Below are 16241 nucleotides of genomic sequence, written 5' to 3'. Positions count from 1 at the left end.
GTTCCCGTCGCCATGCTAGGTCAGCCTGAACCGACAGCGAGAGTGAATTCGTGGTCTTGAATCGCCGGCCCTTCAGACTCAGCCGCACGCACAATTGGCGTGGGCTCGTGGCTGTGCTCGTTGCGGTCATGTACCTGCTGTCGGGCGCACTTCACGGCGCCCATGACATCGATGTGACCAGCCCGTCCGGCGGCTCGGAGATCGCTTCGATCCTCGACGACGGCGCAGCCGGTCATGGCGATCACAAGGCCCTCGCCGGTCATCACTGCCACGGCTGCTTCTCGATCGCGGTCGCGCAGCCACTGCACTCAGCAACCGCAGCCGGCATCATTGCCGCACCGGTCGCGCAGCAGCAGGCGATGCTGGTCGGCATCGCACCCGACACGACGTCGCCACCTCCCAAGCCCATTGCCTGAACGGATTGGTCGGGCGCCCCGCGCCCATTAGGTTCATCCTTCACAGGTCGATTTCATGCTTTGCAGGGGAATGGCCGCGCGCCTCGCGTGCGCGGCAGCGTGTCTGGTTGCCGGACTGGCACTTGCGCCATCGCACGCCCAGACTTTGACGATGCGGAGTGCGCTGTCGCGCGCGCTGGCCGCGAGCCCGCGCCTGACGGCGGCGGAGCGCGACGTCGGCATCGCCACGGGCCAGCGCATCCAGGCGGGCGCGTTGCTCAATCCGGAACTGTCCTATGAGCAGGACAATTCGTTCGGCTCCGGCATCTATCGCGGCACGCGATCGGCCGAAACCACGCTCCAGATCAGCCAGGCCTTCGAGCTGTTCGGCAAGCGGGACGCGCGGATCGCCGCAGGCGCAGCCGGCGTCGAAGTCGCCGCGATCCAGCGCAAGGCCGTGAGGCTGGAGGTGCTGTCGGAGACCGCAATCGTCTTTCTCAGCGTACTCGGCGCGCAGCGGCGCATCCAGATTCTCGACGAGCAGATCGCCGCGATCGACCGCCTGACGCCGCTCCTGCGCCGCCGTGTCGAGGCGGGCGCCTCCTCCCCGGCCGAGACCGGCCGCGCCGAGGTCGCCTCGGCCCTGGTGAAGGCCGACCGCGAGCGCTTCAAGGCGACGCTGGCGAGCGCCCGGCGCGAGCTGGCGGTGCTGATGGGCGATCCCGCGGCAAAGTTCGGCGAGGTCTCCGGACGGCTCGACACCATGGGACGGCCACCGACCTTCCAGTCGGTCGTCACGGCCATCGATGCCAATCCGCAACTGGTGCGCTGGACCGCCGTCTATGCCCAGCGCAACGCCGAACTGTTGATGGCTCGGCTCAGGCCCTACCCGGACGTGCGGATCGCCGCCGGCTGGCGTCACTTCAACGAGACCAATGACGACGCCGCGCGCCTGACCGTCTCGGTGCCGATCCCCGTGTTCGACCAGAACCAGGGCAACATCCTCTCGGCGCAAGAGAGCCTCGCCAAGACCAGGGCCGAGCGCGAGGCCAACCGCAACACGCTGATCGTGATCGCCGGCCGCGCCTATGACTCGCTCCAGGGCTCGCTGCGCGAGCTTGCGGTGCTGCGTGAGACCGCCATCCCCAAGGCCGTTGAAGCCTCCGAGGCGATCTCGCAAGGCTACGGCCAGGGCCGCTTCACCCTGCTCGAAGTGCTCGACGCCCAGGCGAGCGTCACCCAGGCCCGCCTGCGCGAGCAGGAGGCACTCCAGAACTTCCACACAGGCGTCGCGACCATCGAAGGCCTCGTCGGCAATCCATTCACGCTGGCGCGGGAGAGCGCACGATGAAGACGTCCTCCACCATTCTCGTTGCCGTCGTTGCCGCCGCGCTCGGCGCTTACGGCTATGCCCTGCTCGCTCCGGGCAAGGTCGCGCCAACCGAGCATGCCGAGCATTCCGAACAGAAGAAGCCGAACGACCATGTCGAGCAGGACGAGCACGGTGCCGACCGCATCCGCATCTCCGACGTCAAGCTCGCCGCCGCCGGCGTGGTGCTGGCGGAGGCCACGAGCGCGACGCTGACCGATACGTTGTCCTTCAACGGCATCTTGCGCGCCAACCAGGAGGCGGTCGTTCAGGTGACGCCGCGCTTTCCCGGGCTCGCCAAATCGATCCAGAAGCGCATCGGCGACAGGGTCGCCAAGGACGATCTGCTGGCCGCGATCGAGAGCAACCAGAGCCTCACCGTCTATGAGCTGAAGGCGCCGATCGCCGGCACCATCATCGAACGGCAGATCTCGCTCGGCGAATACGCCTCCGAGCAGAAGCCGGCCTTCGTCGTCGCCGACCTCTCCACCATCTGGGTCGACCTGTCGATCTACCGGCAAGACTTAAGGCGCGTTCGCCTCAACGACGAGGTGCTGATCGATCCCGACGACGGACGCGGCGAGATCAAGGGCACGATCTCGTACATGGCGCCGATCGGCTCCAGCGAGACCCAGACCGCGCTGGCGCGCGTGGTGCTGCCGAATCCGGACGGCCGGCTTCGCCCCGGTCTGTTCGTCACGGCGCGGCTGATCCTCGCCGCGCGCAACGTCGCGGTGGCCGTGCGCAAGAGCGCGATCCAGACGCTGGAGAACAGGACCATCGTGTTCGTGCGCGAGGATGGCGACAAGATCGAGGCGCGCCCGGTCGAGCTCGGGGATTCCGATCCGCGCCATGTCGAGATCAGGGCCGGCCTTTCCGCCGGCGAGCAATACGTCGCGGAGAACAGCTTCGTCGTGAAGGCGGAGATGGGCAAGGGCGAGGCCGAACATGATTGAGCGTCTCCTCGCCGTCTCGCTGCATCAGCGCTGGCTGGTCCTGCTGCTCGCGCTCGGAGCTGTCGCGTTCGGCGCCTGGAATTTCCAGCGCCTTCCGATCGACGCCGTCCCCGACATCACCAACATCCAGGTCCAGATCAACACGCGCGCGCCGGGCTATTCGCCGCTCGAGACCGAGCAGCGTATCACCTTCCCGGTCGAGACCGCGATGGGCGGCCTGCCCAAGCTCGACTACACCCGCTCGCTGTCGCGCTACGGCCTCAGCCAGGTGACGGTCGTGTTCAAGGACGGCACCGACATCTATTTCGCCCGCCAGCTCGTCGGCGAACGCATCCAGCAGGTGAAGGACCAGCTCCCGGCCGGCGTCGAGGTGGCGATGGGTCCGGTCTCGACCGGGCTCGGCGAGATCTTCATGTACACCGTCGAGGCGAAGGCGGGCGCCAAGACGCAAGGCGGCCACGACTATTCGCTGACCGATTTGCGCACCGTGCAGGACTGGATCATCCGGCCGCAGCTTCGCAACGTGCCGGGCGTGGTCGAGATCAACACGATCGGCGGCTTCGAGCGCCAGTTCCACGTGCTGCCGGATCCGGGCAAGCTGATGGCCTACCGGCTCGGCTTTCGCGACGTCATGACGGCGCTCGCCGCCAACAACGCCAATGTCGGCGCCGGCTATATTGAGCGCAACGGCGAGCAATATCTGGTTCGCTCGCCGGGCCAGGTCGGCAACATCAGCGAAATCCAGGACATCGTCATCGGCTCGCGCGGCGGCAATCCCGTCAGGATCAGGGATGTCGCGACGGTCACGGAAGGCCGCGATCTGCGCACGGGCGCGGCGACGCGCAATGGCGAGGAGACCGTGCTCGGCACCGCGATGCTGCTGATCGGCGAAAACAGCCGCAGCGTCGCGCGCCGCGTCGCAGCCCGTCTCGAGGACATCGCCAAATCGCTGCCCGAGGGCGTCGTGACGCGAACCGTCTACGACCGCACCGATCTGGTCGAAGCCACCATCCGCACGGTCAAGAACAACCTGCTGGAAGGCGCGGCGCTGGTCGTGGCCGTGCTGTTCCTGATCCTCGGAAACATCCGCGCCGCGCTCGTGGTGGCCTGCGTCATTCCGCTGTCCATGGCCATGACGATCACCGGCATGGTCGAGACCAAGGTCAGCGCCAACCTGATGAGCCTGGGCGCGATCGACTTCGGCATCATCGTCGACGGCGCCGTGATCATCGTCGAGAATTGCCTGCGCATGCTGGCCCTGGCCCAGCGCGAGAGAGGCCGCCTGCTCACGACCTCCGAACGGCTGCATGCGATCCTGCGCGGGTCGAGCGAGGTCATCAAGCCGAGCCTGTTCGGAACGCTGATCATCGCGGTGGTCTATCTGCCGGTCCTGACGCTGACCGGCGTCGAAGGCAAGATGTTCACGCCGATGGCGTTGACCGTGCTGATGGCACTGGGCGCCGCGGTGCTGTTCTCCATCACCTTCGTGCCGGCGGCGGTTGCCATCTTCGTCACCGGTAAGGTGTCCGAACACGAAAACCTGTTCATGCGGCTGGCGAAGCGCGCCTACCTCCCCCTGCTCCGCTTTGCCATCGACAATCGCGCCGCAGTCGCCATCATGGCTGTCGTCATCGTGATCGCGAGCGGCATCGCCGCCGCGCGCATGGGCGGCGAGTTCATTCCGAGCCTGGACGAAGGCGACGTCGCGCTGGCCTCCATCCGGATTCCCGGGACCAGCCTCACGCAATCGCTGGACCTCCAAAAGGCGCTGGAAAAGCGCATCATGCAGATACCCGAAGTGAAGGAGTTCTTCACCCGCATCGGCACCGCGGAGATCGCCACCGACCCGATGTCGCCGGCGCAGACCGACGGCTACATCATGCTGAAGCCGCGCGCCGAATGGCCCGACCCGGACAAGCCGAAATCGGAGGTGATCGAGGCCATCGACCATGCCGCCGACGACATTCCAGGCAGCGCCTACGAAATCTCCCAGCCGATCCAGTTCCGCGTCAACGAGCTGATCTCCGGCGTGCGCAGCGACGTCGGCGTCAAGATCTTCGGCGATGATCTCGACATTCTGCAAGGCGCGGCAAAACAGGTGGAGGCCGCGATCCGCGGCATCCGCGGCGCCAGCGACGTCAAGATCGAGCAGGTCGCAGGCCTGCCGATCCTCACCGTCCGCCTCGACCGCCAGGCGCTCGCCCGTTACGGCCTCAGCATCAGCGAGGTGCAGGGCATCGTCGAGATCGCGGTGGGCGGCAAGTCGGCCGGCAAGTTGTTCGAGGGCGACCGCCGCTTCGACATCGTCGTGCGCCTGCCCGAGCACCTGCGCGGCAATCTCGAGGCGATCCGGGCCATCCCGATCCCGCTGCCGCCCGGTGAGGAGGCCACATCCGGCACGGCCGTTCGAACGGCGCTGTCCGCCTCCCCCCTCACCCAGATGCGCTATGTGCCGCTGTCGTCGGTCGCCACCGTCGATGCGACGCCCGGCCCCAACCAGATCAGCCGCGAGAACGGCAAGCGGCGCATCGTCGTCACCGCCAATGTCCGCGCGCGCGATCTCGGCTCCTTCGTCAGCGAGGCCGAGGCGGTGGTGGCCGAGAAGGTCAAGCTGCCGCCGGGCTACTGGATCGGCTGGGGCGGACAGTTCGAGCAACTGGTCTCCGCGACCAAGCGGCTGATGATCGTGGTGCCGGTGGCGCTGCTGCTGGTGTTCCTGCTGCTGTTCATGGGCATGGGATCGGCGGCGGATGCGGCTTTGGTGTTCTCCGGCGTGCCGCTGGCATTGACCGGCGGCGTCGCGGCGCTGCTGCTGCGCGATATCCCGCTCTCGATCAGCGCCGGCGTCGGCTTCATTGCGCTGTCGGGCGTCGCCGTGCTCAACGGCCTCGTCATCATCGCCTTCATCGAACGGCTGCGCAGCGAGGGGCGATCCGTCGTGGATGCGGTCCGCGAGGGCGCGCTGACGCGGCTGCGGCCGGTGCTGATGACGGCGCTGGTCGCCTCGCTCGGCTTCGTGCCGATGGCGCTCGCAACCGGCGCGGGCGCCGAGGTGCAGCGGCCGCTTGCGACCGTGGTGATCGGCGGCATCATCTCCTCGACCATGTTGACGCTCCTGGTGCTGCCGGCGCTCTACGTGCTGTTCCGCCGTGACGCAGGCACCGAAACGCCTACAATGGCGCCTGATTTGGCAGCTTCCGGGGAGCGCTAGAGGTGGGCAGCCACGACCATCACGGCCATCATCACCATGATCACGATGGCCACGACCATGGTCATAACCACAGCCACGGGCACGCGCATGTCCATGCGCCCGCGAACTTCGGCAAGGCGTTCGCGATCGGCATTTCGCTCAACGTCGCGCTGGTCGTGGCCGAAGCGGTCTACGGCTATATCGGCAACTCCACCGCCCTGCTCGCGGACGCCGGCCATAACCTTTCCGACGTGCTTGGCCTGGTCGTGGCCTGGGGCGCCTCGATCGCGGCGCGGCGCGCGCCGAGCGGCCGCTTCACCTACGGCCTGCGCGCCTCCACCATCCTCGCGGCGCTGGCGAATGCGGTGTTCCTGCTGGTCGCCACCGGTGCGATCGGCTGGGAGGCGATCCTGCGGCTGCGCGAACCGCAGCCGATCGCAGGCGTCACGGTGATGGTGGTCGCCGGCATCGGCATCCTCATCAACGGCTTTACCGCCATGCTGTTCGCGGGCGGCCGCAAGGACGACATCAACATTGAAGGCGCCTATTTGCACATGGCGGCCGACGCCGCGGTCTCCCTCGGCGTCGTGGTCTCGGCGGCGCTGATCATCTGGACCGGCTGGCTCTGGCTCGCCCCCGTCACCAGCCTCGTCATCTGCGCCACGATCCTGTGGAGCACGACCAGCCTGCTGCGCGGCTCCATCGACATGTCGATGGCGGCGGCGCCCAAGGGCACCGACCTCGCCGCGATCAGGGCGTTTTTGCTGGCGCGCCCCGGCGTGTCAGGGATCCACGATCTCCATGTCTGGCCGATCTCGACCACCGAGACCGCGCTGACCTGCCACCTCGTCATGCCCACAGGGAGCGACGATGCATTCCTGATGGAGACGGCGCAGCTGCTGAAGGCGTCCTTCCGCATCGGCCACACCACGCTTCAGGTCGAGACCCATCCCGACAATGGCTGCGCGCTGGCGCCGGATGATGTGGTGTGAAAGGGGGCACTCTGCCTCCACGTCGTCATTGCGAGCGCAGCGAAGCAATCCAGAATCTGTCCGCGGGAACAGTCTGGATTGCTTCGTCGCAAGGGCTCCTCGCAATGACGGCGCGGAGAGAGCGCGGCCTACACCTTCGCCGTCACGATCCAGATCGCGCCCTGCAGCGCCACCGACTGCCCCTTCAGGAACGGCGCGAGCATCTCGCGGATCGAAGCCTTGGCGGCCTCGTATGTCTCCGGCGGATGGCCCTGCAGCGCACGGCTGGCTGGGCCGATCTGGAGCGCGCCGTCGACGGCGGCATCGAGCCCGCCGCCGATCGCGACGTCCATCGGAAGATTATGCGGCTCCATCGCCACGTCGACGAAGCCTGCACCTTTCAGGATGCGCGTGACGCGCTCCTCCGAGGCGAAGGCGAACGGGCCCGGCTCTTCCGGCCCGACCGGCGGCATCTTCGGCACGTGTTTGTAGACCGCCATCAGCGGCGCCATCATCCACGGATTTTCCTTCGGCTCGCGCCAGCAGACGAAAGCGAGCCGCCCGGTCCGCTTCAGCGCCCGGCGGAGGTTGGTGAAGGACGCGATCGGATCGGCGAAGAACATCACGCCGAAGCGCGACGCCAGCAAGTCGAAGCTGGCCGGCTCGAACGGATGCACCGTCGCATCTGCCAGCACGAAATCGAGCGGCAGCCCCTTCGGCGCCAGCGCACGCGCCTGCGACAGCATCGGGTCGGAGACGTCGAGGCCGAGCGCGAAGCCATCAGGCGCGACCGCCTTCGCGAACGCGAACGTCGTCGCACCGGAGCCGCAGCCGACATCGAGGACGCGCTCGCCAGGTCTCGGCCTGGCGCGGTCGATCAGAACATCGGCAATGGGTCCAAGCAAATTCTCCTGCGCCGCGTGGCGATCGGCCCAGCGCTGCCCGCTGGGGCCGTTCCAATAGGCGATCTGGTCGGCATTCTCTGCGTGTCCGCTAGGCTGTTCCATGAGGACCCCTCGTTCGAGTTCGTAAACTTGGCCGTGCTTCCGGCGGGACGCGCTCGCATTGCGGCCGCATTGGTTTCACCGAATGGCCCCATAGGAATCAGACGTCAACCAGATTTCGTGAATAGGATTCTTGGGTTGCCCACCTTGAAAAGGCATGACCATGCGCACCTTCACGGCATCCATCATCATCACAGTCCTCTCCCTCGGAACGCCAGCCCACGTGCTGGCGCAAGGCACATCGTCGCAAGCCGGTGCGGAATCACCGGCTGCCAAGTCCAGCACGGTCATCCGCCAGATCCAGGTTGTCGACGTCAAGGAGCTGCAGCCGGCGGTTCGCTCGAAGGTCGATGAAATCGTCGCACAGACGACCGATGAAGATATCCAATCGCTTCGGAAAACGATCGATGCAACTCCGGCGGCGGCATCTGCGCTCAAGGCCAAGGGTCTGACCTCGTCGCAAGTCGTTGCCATCAACATCGTGGACGGTGTGCTGACGATGTTCACCAAGACTGCCTGACACCGCGGGCTGCCTGACATCAGGAATGACCGAGCGCCATTGTGGGACATTTGGCAGTCCCACGATGGTCGTGCGAACCCGGTGCGCGTCGCGTTTTGCTGAGCAAGAGGCCGGCCTGCCAAGCCGAAGCTCGCGAAGCGAGCGAAGGCTGGTGGGCGGTCACGGATTCGAACCGCGGACCCTCTCGGTGTAAACGAGATGCTCTAACCAGCTGAGCTAACCGCCCTCGCCGCCTCTTTAGCCTCACTGGCCCCGCACGGGCAAGCGCGGAACGTCATTTCCGCCTCAATCCCCTGGCCTCCCTGGCAGCAGCGGCACCGCATCGATCCACACCGCGGCCGACTGGCACCAGATCTGCCTGACGGGCCGCAACTTGTCCCGCTGGCGGATGCTGCCCCAGCGGATACCCCAATCGTCGGCCTGGTCGCCCTCGCCGCTGGTGAACAGCGGGGAACCGCAGTCGGCGCAGAAGTGCTGGAGGCGCATCCGGCCGTTGTCGCCGCGCTTGCCGTAGACTTTCGGCGTGCCGCCGGTCAGGCGGACATCGGTCGCGGAACAGATCGCCGTCACCCGGAACGGCGAGCCGGTCAGCGTCTGACAATCGGTGCAGTGGCACACCGAGACCGCCTCGGGGTCGATGTCGGCCTCATAGGTGATCTGCCCGCAATGGCATTGCCCATCGATGTGCATGGCCAGCTTCCAAAACAAAACGGCGCCCGAAGGCGCCGTTCTATCATCTTTCGCTGAACCTCAGTGAGCGGTCAGGCCGCCGGCGGCTTCATCGCCGTCCGGCTTCACCGTCACCTTGGTGTCCTCTTCCCAGACGATCGGCACCGGCTTCTTGACCAGCGCCTTGGCGACGACGTCGTCGAGACGCGAGACCGGGATGATCTCCATGCCGCCCTTGATCGCATCGGAAATCTCCGTGAGATCCTTGGCGTTGTCCTCGGGGATCAGCACCGTCTTGATGCCGCCGCGGGCCGCGGCGAGCAGCTTCTCCTTGAGACCGCCGATCGGCAGCACGCGGCCGCGCAGCGTGATCTCGCCGGTCATCGCGACATCGTGGCGGACCGGGATTCCGGTCATGACCGAGATGATCGCGGTGGCCATGGCGACGCCCGCGGACGGACCGTCCTTCGGCGTCGCGCCCTCCGGCACGTGCACGTGGATGTCGCGCTTGTCGAACAGCGGCGGCTCGACGCCATAGTTGATCGCGCGCGAGCGGACATAGGACGCCGCCGCCGAGATCGACTCCTTCATCACGTCACGCAGATTGCCCGTGACCGTCATCTTGCCCTTGCCGGGCATCATGACGCCTTCGATCGTCAGCAGCTCGCCGCCGACATCGGTCCAGGCAAGTCCGGTGACGATACCGACCTGCGGCTCGCTCTCGATCTCGCCGAAGCGGTACTTCGGCACGCCGAGCAGCTCTTCCAGAGTCTTCTCGGTGACCTTGACCGACTTCTTCTTGGAGATCATCAGCTCCTTCACCGCCTTGCGGGCGAGTGTCGAGAGCTCACGCTCCAGGTTGCGCACGCCCGCTTCGCGGGTGTAGCGGCGGATCAGAAGCAGCAGCGCGTCGTCGTCGATCGAGAACTCCTTGGAGTCCAGGCCGTGCTTGGACACCGCGTTCGGGATCAGATGCTTGCGCGCGATCTCGACCTTCTCGTTCTCGGTGTAGCCCGCGATCCGGATGATCTCCATGCGGTCCATCAGCGGCCCGGGAATATTGAGCGTATTCGCGGTCGTGATGAACATCACGTTGGACAGATCGTAGTCGACCTCGAGATAGTGGTCGTTGAAGGTCGCGTTCTGCTCGGGGTCGAGGACCTCGAGCAAAGCCGAGGACGGATCGCCGCGGAAGTCGGCGCCCATCTTGTCGATCTCGTCCAGCAGGAACAGCGGATTGGACGACTTCGCCTTCCGCATCGACTGGATGATCTTGCCGGGCATCGAGCCGATATAGGTGCGGCGATGACCGCGGATCTCGGCCTCGTCGCGCACGCCGCCGAGCGAAACGCGCACGAATTCGCGCCCCGTCGCCTTCGCGATCGACTTGCCGAGCGAGGTCTTGCCGACGCCCGGAGGCCCGACGAGGCACAGGATCGGGCCCGTCAGCTTGTTGGCGCGCGACTGCACCGCGAGATACTCGACGATGCGTTCCTTGACCTTCTCGAGCCCGTAGTGATCGGAATCCAGGATGGCCTGCGCCGCTTCCAGATCCTTCTTCACCTTGGACTTCTTGTTCCACGGGATCGACAGCAGCCAATCCAGATAGTTGCGCACGACGGTCGCTTCCGCGGACATCGGCGACATCTGGCGCAGCTTCTTCAATTCATGCTGCGCCTTCTCGCGCGCTTCCTTGGAGAGCTTGGTCTTGGCGATCTTCTCTTCGAGATCGGCGAGCTCGTCGCGACCGTCGTCGTCGCCGAGTTCCTTCTGGATCGCCTTCATCTGCTCGTTGAGATAATACTCGCGCTGGGTCTTCTCCATCTGGCGCTTGACGCGCGAGCGGATGCGCTTCTCGACCTGGAGCACCGAGATCTCGCTCTCCATCAGGCCCAGCACCTTCTCGAGGCGCGTGGTGACCGACAGCGTCTCCAGGATGCCCTGGCGGTCCGCGATCTTGACGGCGAGATGGGAAGCAACCGTGTCGGCGAGCTTGGCGAAATCGGTGATCGCCTGCACGACGCCGACGACCTCGGCCGAGATCTTCTTGTTGAGCTTCACATAGCTCTCGAAGTCGGACACGACCGAGCGCGCCAGGGCCTCGGCCTCGACCGACTTCGCATCGGTATCGGCGAGCGCAACGGCGGTGGCTTCATAATAGTCGGCGCGATCGGTGTACTTCTGGACGCGCGCACGCTCGAGCCCCTCGACCAGCACCTTCACGGTACCGTCGGGAAGCTTCAAGAGCTGGAGCACGCTGGCAAGCGTACCGGTCTCGTAAATCGCATCGGGCGCCGGATCATCGTCGGACGCGTTCTTCTGCGTCGCGAGCATGATCAGCGCATCGTTCTTCATCACCTCTTCGAGCGCGCGGATCGACTTCTCGCGACCGACGAAGAGCGGCACGATCATGTGCGGGAAGACGACGATATCGCGCAGCGGCAACACGGGATAAGCGTGCGTTTCGCCATGGACGATGGTTGGCCGGGGTTTGGGATTAGTCATGGCCTTTTCCTTTTGCTTTGCCCCCTTGCACGCAGCCCGCTGATCATGCGCAACCGCCACAAGGTGCCGAGGTGATCCGCAGAACCGATCGGTCCTTTTACGAGGTGGACCGGCTTGCCGGATCGGAACTGAGGCGAATCTTGAAGGGAATTCTTGCTCGCCGCCGACATTAGGTGGCTATCGACCCCGGGGGTGTCAAGTCATTGAAAAACGCGCGCCATCAGGCGCTTACGCACGCAGGTAAGCGACGCAACACCGGCTGCGGAGATACATTTCCGCAGCCTTACTAGATGAGACGGTTGGAGCGTTCCAGCGCCGAAAATCAGGCGCTGGCGTTCTCGACGGCGCGATCGGACCGATCGGCATAGATGTAGAGCGGACGGGCCGTTCCTTCCACGACTTCGCGCGAAATCACGACTTCTTCCACACCTTCCAGACCCGGCAGGTCGAACATGGTCTCGAGCAGGATCGCTTCGAGGATCGAACGCAACCCACGCGCGCCGGTCTTGCGCTCGATCGCCTTGCGGGCGACCGCGCCAAGCGCCTCGTCGGCGAAGGTCAGCTCGATGTTCTCCATCTCGAACAGCCGCTGGTACTGTTTCACCAGCGCGTTCTTCGGCTCGGTGAGGATCTTCTTCAGCGAGGTCTCATCGAGGTCCTCAAGCGTCGCCACGACCGGCAGACGGCCGACGAACTCGGGGATGAGGCCGTACTTCAGGAGGTCCTCAGGTTCGACGTGACGGAAGATCTCGCCGGTACGGCGATCCTCCGGCGCGAGCACCTGGGCACCGAAGCCGATCGAGGTCGACCGTCCCCGCGCCGAGATGATCTTCTCCAGGCCGGCGAAGGCGCCGCCGCAGATGAACAGGATGTTGGTGGTATCCACCTGCAGGAATTCCTGCTGCGGATGCTTGCGGCCGCCCTGCGGCGGGACCGAGGCCACCGTGCCTTCCATGATCTTGAGCAGCGCCTGCTGAACGCCCTCACCCGACACGTCGCGCGTGATCGAGGGGTTGTCGGACTTGCGGCTGATCTTGTCGATTTCGTCGATGTAGACGATGCCGCGCTGGGCGCGTTCGACATTGTAGTCGGCGGCCTGGAGCAGCTTCAGGATGATGTTCTCGACGTCCTCGCCGACATAGCCGGCCTCGGTCAGCGTCGTCGCATCAGCCATCGTGAACGGCACGTCGAGGATGCGGGCGAGCGTCTGCGCGAGCAGCGTCTTGCCCGAGCCGGTCGGACCGATCAGCAGGATGTTCGACTTCGCGAGCTCGACGTCGTTGTGCTTGGTCTGGTGGTTGAGGCGCTTGTAGTGATTGTGCACCGCGACCGACAGGACCTTCTTCGCATGGTTCTGGCCGATCACGTAGTCGTCCAGGACCTTGCAGATTTCCTTCGGCGTCGGAATGCCGTCGCGCGACTTGACCAGCGAGGACTTGTTCTCCTCGCGGATGATGTCCATGCAGAGCTCGACGCACTCGTCGCAGATGAAGACCGTGGGACCCGCGATCAGTTTGCGGACTTCGTGCTGGCTCTTGCCGCAGAACGAGCAATATAGCGTGTTCTTGGAGTCGCTCGTGCCGACCTTACTCATTCATGTCTCCGTCCGCGGTTCGATCCCGTTCCGCTCGATCACTCCATTCCGACACGATGGCCGGTATGAAGTTCAAATAGAGCAAATTCCGTACCAAAAAAGACCCTACGCGTTACATCCCGTGCGAATCACGGTCACTCGATTCTCCCGCGATCATAGCCGATCAGTCGTAGCCAACCATGCTGTCACCCGACTATCAAGAATTCGCTAATCGGGGCTCGCCGGCTACCCGTGACAATACCGTGATTTCCGGTCTTGGCACGGACGAAGTGATCGAAATCACCCCGGCGTTGCTGGATTGCCACGAAAAACAAGCACGAAAGCGGAACTTTCTGCTTGCCGCAGGGCGCAAAACACCGTTTTGCGATGCGCACACGCGCACCTAAGGTGAACGCCACCCTGACGATCCCACGGCGATCCCGAGGGATCGCCGTTACGGATCAGTAGTGCTACGGGACCTTCACCGGCGCCGGTTCCTCGGCGCGCTTGTCGATGACTTTGTCGACCAGACCAAACTCCTTGGCGTCGTTCGCGGTCAGGAACTTGTCGCGCTCCAGCGCGTCCTCGATCGTCTTGTAGGTCTGCCCGGTGTGCTTCACGTAGATCTCGTTGAGCCGCTTCTTCAGGTTCAGGATTTCCTGCGCGTGCAGCATGATGTCGGTGGCCTGGCCCTGGAAGCCGCCGGACGGCTGATGCACCATGATGCGGGAGTTCGGCAGCGAGAAGCGCATGTCCTTTTCGCCGGCGGCGAGCAGCAGCGAGCCCATCGAGGCCGCCTGCCCCGTGCACAGCGTCGAGACCGCCGGGCGGATGAACTGCATGGTGTCGTAGATCGCAAGCCCCGATGTCACCACGCCGCCCGGCGAGTTGATGTACATCGAGATTTCCTTCTTCGGATTGTCCGCCTCGAGGAACAACAGCTGCGCGACGATCAGCGTCGACATGCCATCCTCGACCGGGCCGGTCACGAAGATGATGCGCTCCTTCAGAAGGCGCGAGAAGATGTCGTAGGCGCGCTCGCCACGGTTGGTCTGCTCGACCACCATGGGCACGAGGTTCATGTAGGTTTCAACCGGATCGCGCATGAGTCACCTAGGGTTTTCGGACGCGGACATCGCCACTTCTGGCTGCCAGTTTCAGCTGGGTTTGCCGGTAGGCGGATGGACGTCCCGTGATGCAGGAACTTTGGTAGAGAACTTTAGGTACAGGGCGTACCGACAGATATAGCCCAATTCGCGTCAGACAAGTGCGGAGCGCATTAAGGCTTAATCCACGGGGCAGTTGAAGCTGATTCTCGCAAAGAGGCCCAGCCAGCCACATGGCTAGCCGGGCCCGTTTGCCAATCATCCTTAATGGAAGGCTTTTTCAAAGCCCTCAGGCCGCGGACTTTGCTTCCTCATCATCCTTGTAGAGGTCCTCGCGCGAGACCTTCTTTTCGGTCACGTTGGCGAGCTCGAGGATGAAGTCGACGACCTTGTCCTCATAGATCGGTGCACGAAGCTGGGCCAGCGCCTGGGCGTTGTTGCGATAAAAGTCCCAGACCTCCTTCTCGCGGCCGGGCATCTGGCGCGCCCGCTCGATCACCGCGCGGCCGACCTCGTCGTCGGTCACGGTGATCTTGTTCTTCTCGCCGATTTCGGAGAGCACGAGGCCGAGGCGCACGCGACGGTCGGCGATCTTGCGATACTCTTCCCTGGCGGCGTCTTCAGTGGTGCTCTCGTCGGCAAAGGTCTTGCCGGCGGAATCCATCTCGGCCTTGACCGAATTCCACATCAGATTGAACTCCTCGTCGACGAGCGAGGGCGGCGCCTCGAAGCGATGCGCTTCGTCGAGGCGGTCGAGCAGTGCGCGCTTGACGCGCTGGCGCGTGGCGGTCGCGAACTCGGCGGCGAGCCGCTCGCGCGCGGCTTCCTTCAGCTTGTCCAGCGATTCCAGGCCAAGCGTCTTGGCGAACTCGTCGTCGATGGCGAGATCCTGCGGCGCCTCGATCAGCGTCGCCGTGGTCTCGAACTCGGCCGGCTGGCCGGCGAGCTTGTCGTTCATGTAGTTCTTGGGGAACGCCACCTTCAGCGTACGGGTCTCATTGGCGCCGATGCCGGTGAGCTGCTCCTCGAAGCCGGGGATGAAGGTGTTCGACCCGATCACGACCTGGATGCCCTCGCCGGTGCCGCCCTCGAAGGCTTCGCCGTTGATGGTGCCCTTGAAGCTGATGGTGACGCGATCACCGGACTCGGCCTTGGCGCCCTCGCCCTTCGCGGCATAGCCGCGGTTCGAATCGGCGATGCGCTTGATCGCCTCATCGACGTCGGTGTCGGAGACTTCGGCGACAGGCTTCTCAACCTGGAAGGTCTTGAAGTCGGCGAGCGCGATCGACGGCACCACCTCGATCGCGACCGTGTAGGTCAGATCGGTCTTGCCGCTCAGCAGTTCCTCGACCTCGGCCTGCTCGCTCGGCATGGTGATCTTCGGCTCGGTCGCAAGGCGAAAGCCGCGCTCGGAGAAAAGCTGCGTGTTGGTATCGCGGATGGTCTGGTCGATGGTCTCGGCCATCACCGAACGGCCATAGACCTTCTTCAGATGCGCGACCGGCACCTTGCCGGGACGGAAGCCGTTGATGCGGACCTTGTCCTTGAGGTCGACGAGCTTGGCACCGGCCTTGGCGTCGAGATCAGACGCAGAAACGCTGATCTTGAACTCGTGCTTCAATCCTTCCGAGAGGGTCTCTGTGACCTGCATGGCGTTCAATCTTCTTCTCGTTCGGTCCCGGCGCGCATGCGTCGGGACGCTGTCATTAATCGATCCGGCGCGAGGCAAACGCCTCAACGCCGGTGGTTCATCGGACCAGCTCCAAGCGGACAAACGTCCGAGAGGAAGCAGGCCTCGTAATCCGTGCAAACGCTGAAAGCGCTTGGTGCGGGCGGAGGGACTCGAACCCCCACAACTTTCGTCACTGGAACCTAAATCCAGCGCGTCTACCAGTTCCGCCACGCCCGCGTGAATTTGCATCAAGACCGGCCGCGATGCCGCGGGCGGCCGGGCTTATAACATGAGCCCGCCGGTTCGCAGCA

The 16241-nt window shown here is 64.7% G+C and carries 13 protein-coding genes and 2 tRNA genes; 7 read left to right on the top strand and 8 right to left on the bottom strand.

The window, feature by feature from the left end; all coding sequences use genetic code 11:
• Positions 1-50 precede the first annotated feature (50 nt).
• From GPL20_RS15915 to GPL20_RS15895, 5 genes are read left to right on the top strand one after another with little or no spacing between them, the layout of a single operon-like run.
• Positions 51-416: a hypothetical protein gene (locus GPL20_RS15915; RefSeq protein WP_254126178.1), complete on the top strand. Its 366-nt coding sequence runs from the start codon at positions 51-53 to the stop codon at positions 414-416.
• Between the two features lie 55 nt (positions 417-471).
• Entirely contained in the window at positions 472-1746 is a 1275-nt protein-coding gene (ihpA, locus tag GPL20_RS15910) for a divalent metal ion exporter subunit IhpA (RefSeq protein ID WP_157330398.1), read from the top strand.
• Positions 1743-2720 (top strand): divalent metal ion exporter adaptor subunit IhpB, encoded by a 978-nt coding sequence (gene ihpB, locus GPL20_RS15905; protein ID WP_157330397.1) that lies wholly within the window; start codon positions 1743-1745, stop codon positions 2718-2720. The genes ihpA and ihpB overlap by 4 nt, the downstream gene beginning before the upstream one ends.
• Positions 2713-5931 carry an efflux RND transporter permease subunit gene (locus tag GPL20_RS15900; RefSeq protein WP_157330396.1) on the top strand — a complete coding sequence of 1073 codons (3219 nt, stop codon included), beginning with the start codon at positions 2713-2715 and terminating at the stop codon, positions 5929-5931. Before ihpB ends, GPL20_RS15900 begins: the two co-directional genes overlap by 8 nt.
• Positions 5932-5933: 2 nt before the next feature.
• Positions 5934-6902, top strand: a complete 969-nt coding sequence (locus GPL20_RS15895) for a cation diffusion facilitator family transporter (protein WP_347340036.1) — start codon at positions 5934-5936, stop codon at positions 6900-6902.
• Between the two features lie 128 nt (positions 6903-7030).
• Here the strand turns inward: GPL20_RS15895 and GPL20_RS15890 are convergent, their stop codons facing one another.
• On the bottom strand, positions 7031-7888 hold the full coding sequence (locus GPL20_RS15890) for a class I SAM-dependent methyltransferase (protein ID WP_157330395.1): 858 nt from the start codon (positions 7886-7888) through the stop codon (positions 7031-7033).
• Between the two features lie 154 nt (positions 7889-8042).
• Here GPL20_RS15890 and GPL20_RS15885 point away from each other — a divergent pair, with 154 nt between their 5' ends.
• Complete coding sequence (locus tag GPL20_RS15885) at positions 8043-8405, top strand: hypothetical protein (protein ID WP_157330394.1); 363 nt, start codon at positions 8043-8045, stop codon at positions 8403-8405.
• A 149-nt stretch (positions 8406-8554) separates the two neighbouring features.
• Here GPL20_RS15885 and GPL20_RS15880 read toward each other — a convergent pair.
• The 4 genes from GPL20_RS15880 to clpX form a co-directional block, all read right to left on the bottom strand.
• A tRNA-Val gene (locus tag GPL20_RS15880) sits at positions 8555-8631 on the bottom strand.
• Positions 8632-8690: 59 nt separating this feature from the next.
• The gene (locus GPL20_RS15875; protein ID WP_157330393.1) at positions 8691-9095 is read right to left on the bottom strand and encodes a GFA family protein; all 405 of its coding nucleotides are present in this window, start codon (positions 9093-9095) and stop codon (positions 8691-8693) included.
• 60 nt (positions 9096-9155) lie between these two features.
• Complete coding sequence (lon, locus tag GPL20_RS15870) at positions 9156-11579, bottom strand: endopeptidase La (RefSeq protein ID WP_157330392.1); 2424 nt, start codon at positions 11577-11579, stop codon at positions 9156-9158.
• A gap of 322 nt (positions 11580-11901) precedes the next feature.
• Positions 11902-13173: an ATP-dependent Clp protease ATP-binding subunit ClpX gene (gene clpX / locus GPL20_RS15865; RefSeq protein ID WP_157330391.1), complete on the bottom strand. Its 1272-nt coding sequence runs from the start codon at positions 13171-13173 to the stop codon at positions 11902-11904.
• Positions 13174-13352: 179 nt separating this feature from the next.
• Between clpX and GPL20_RS15860 the strand changes: the two genes are divergently transcribed.
• Complete coding sequence (locus GPL20_RS15860) at positions 13353-13559, top strand: hypothetical protein (protein ID WP_157330390.1); 207 nt, start codon at positions 13353-13355, stop codon at positions 13557-13559.
• A gap of 63 nt (positions 13560-13622) precedes the next feature.
• Here GPL20_RS15860 and GPL20_RS15855 read toward each other — a convergent pair whose 3' ends face one another.
• The 3 genes from GPL20_RS15855 to GPL20_RS15845 form a co-directional block, all read right to left on the bottom strand.
• Complete coding sequence (locus tag GPL20_RS15855) at positions 13623-14258, bottom strand: ATP-dependent Clp protease proteolytic subunit (RefSeq protein ID WP_157330389.1); 636 nt, start codon at positions 14256-14258, stop codon at positions 13623-13625.
• A gap of 289 nt (positions 14259-14547) precedes the next feature.
• Positions 14548-15909 carry a trigger factor gene (gene tig, locus GPL20_RS15850; RefSeq protein WP_157330388.1) on the bottom strand — a complete coding sequence of 454 codons (1362 nt, stop codon included), beginning with the start codon at positions 15907-15909 and terminating at the stop codon, positions 14548-14550.
• 173 nt (positions 15910-16082) lie between these two features.
• Positions 16083-16167 (bottom strand) — tRNA-Leu (locus tag GPL20_RS15845).
• Positions 16168-16241: the final 74 nt, after the last annotated feature.

It is taken from the genome of Bradyrhizobium cajani (assembly GCF_009759665.1).
Taxonomy (GTDB): Bacteria; Pseudomonadota; Alphaproteobacteria; order Rhizobiales; family Xanthobacteraceae; genus Bradyrhizobium; species Bradyrhizobium cajani.
Note: the sequence above shows the minus strand (reverse complement) of the source record. Positions and strands in the feature narration are given on the sequence as shown.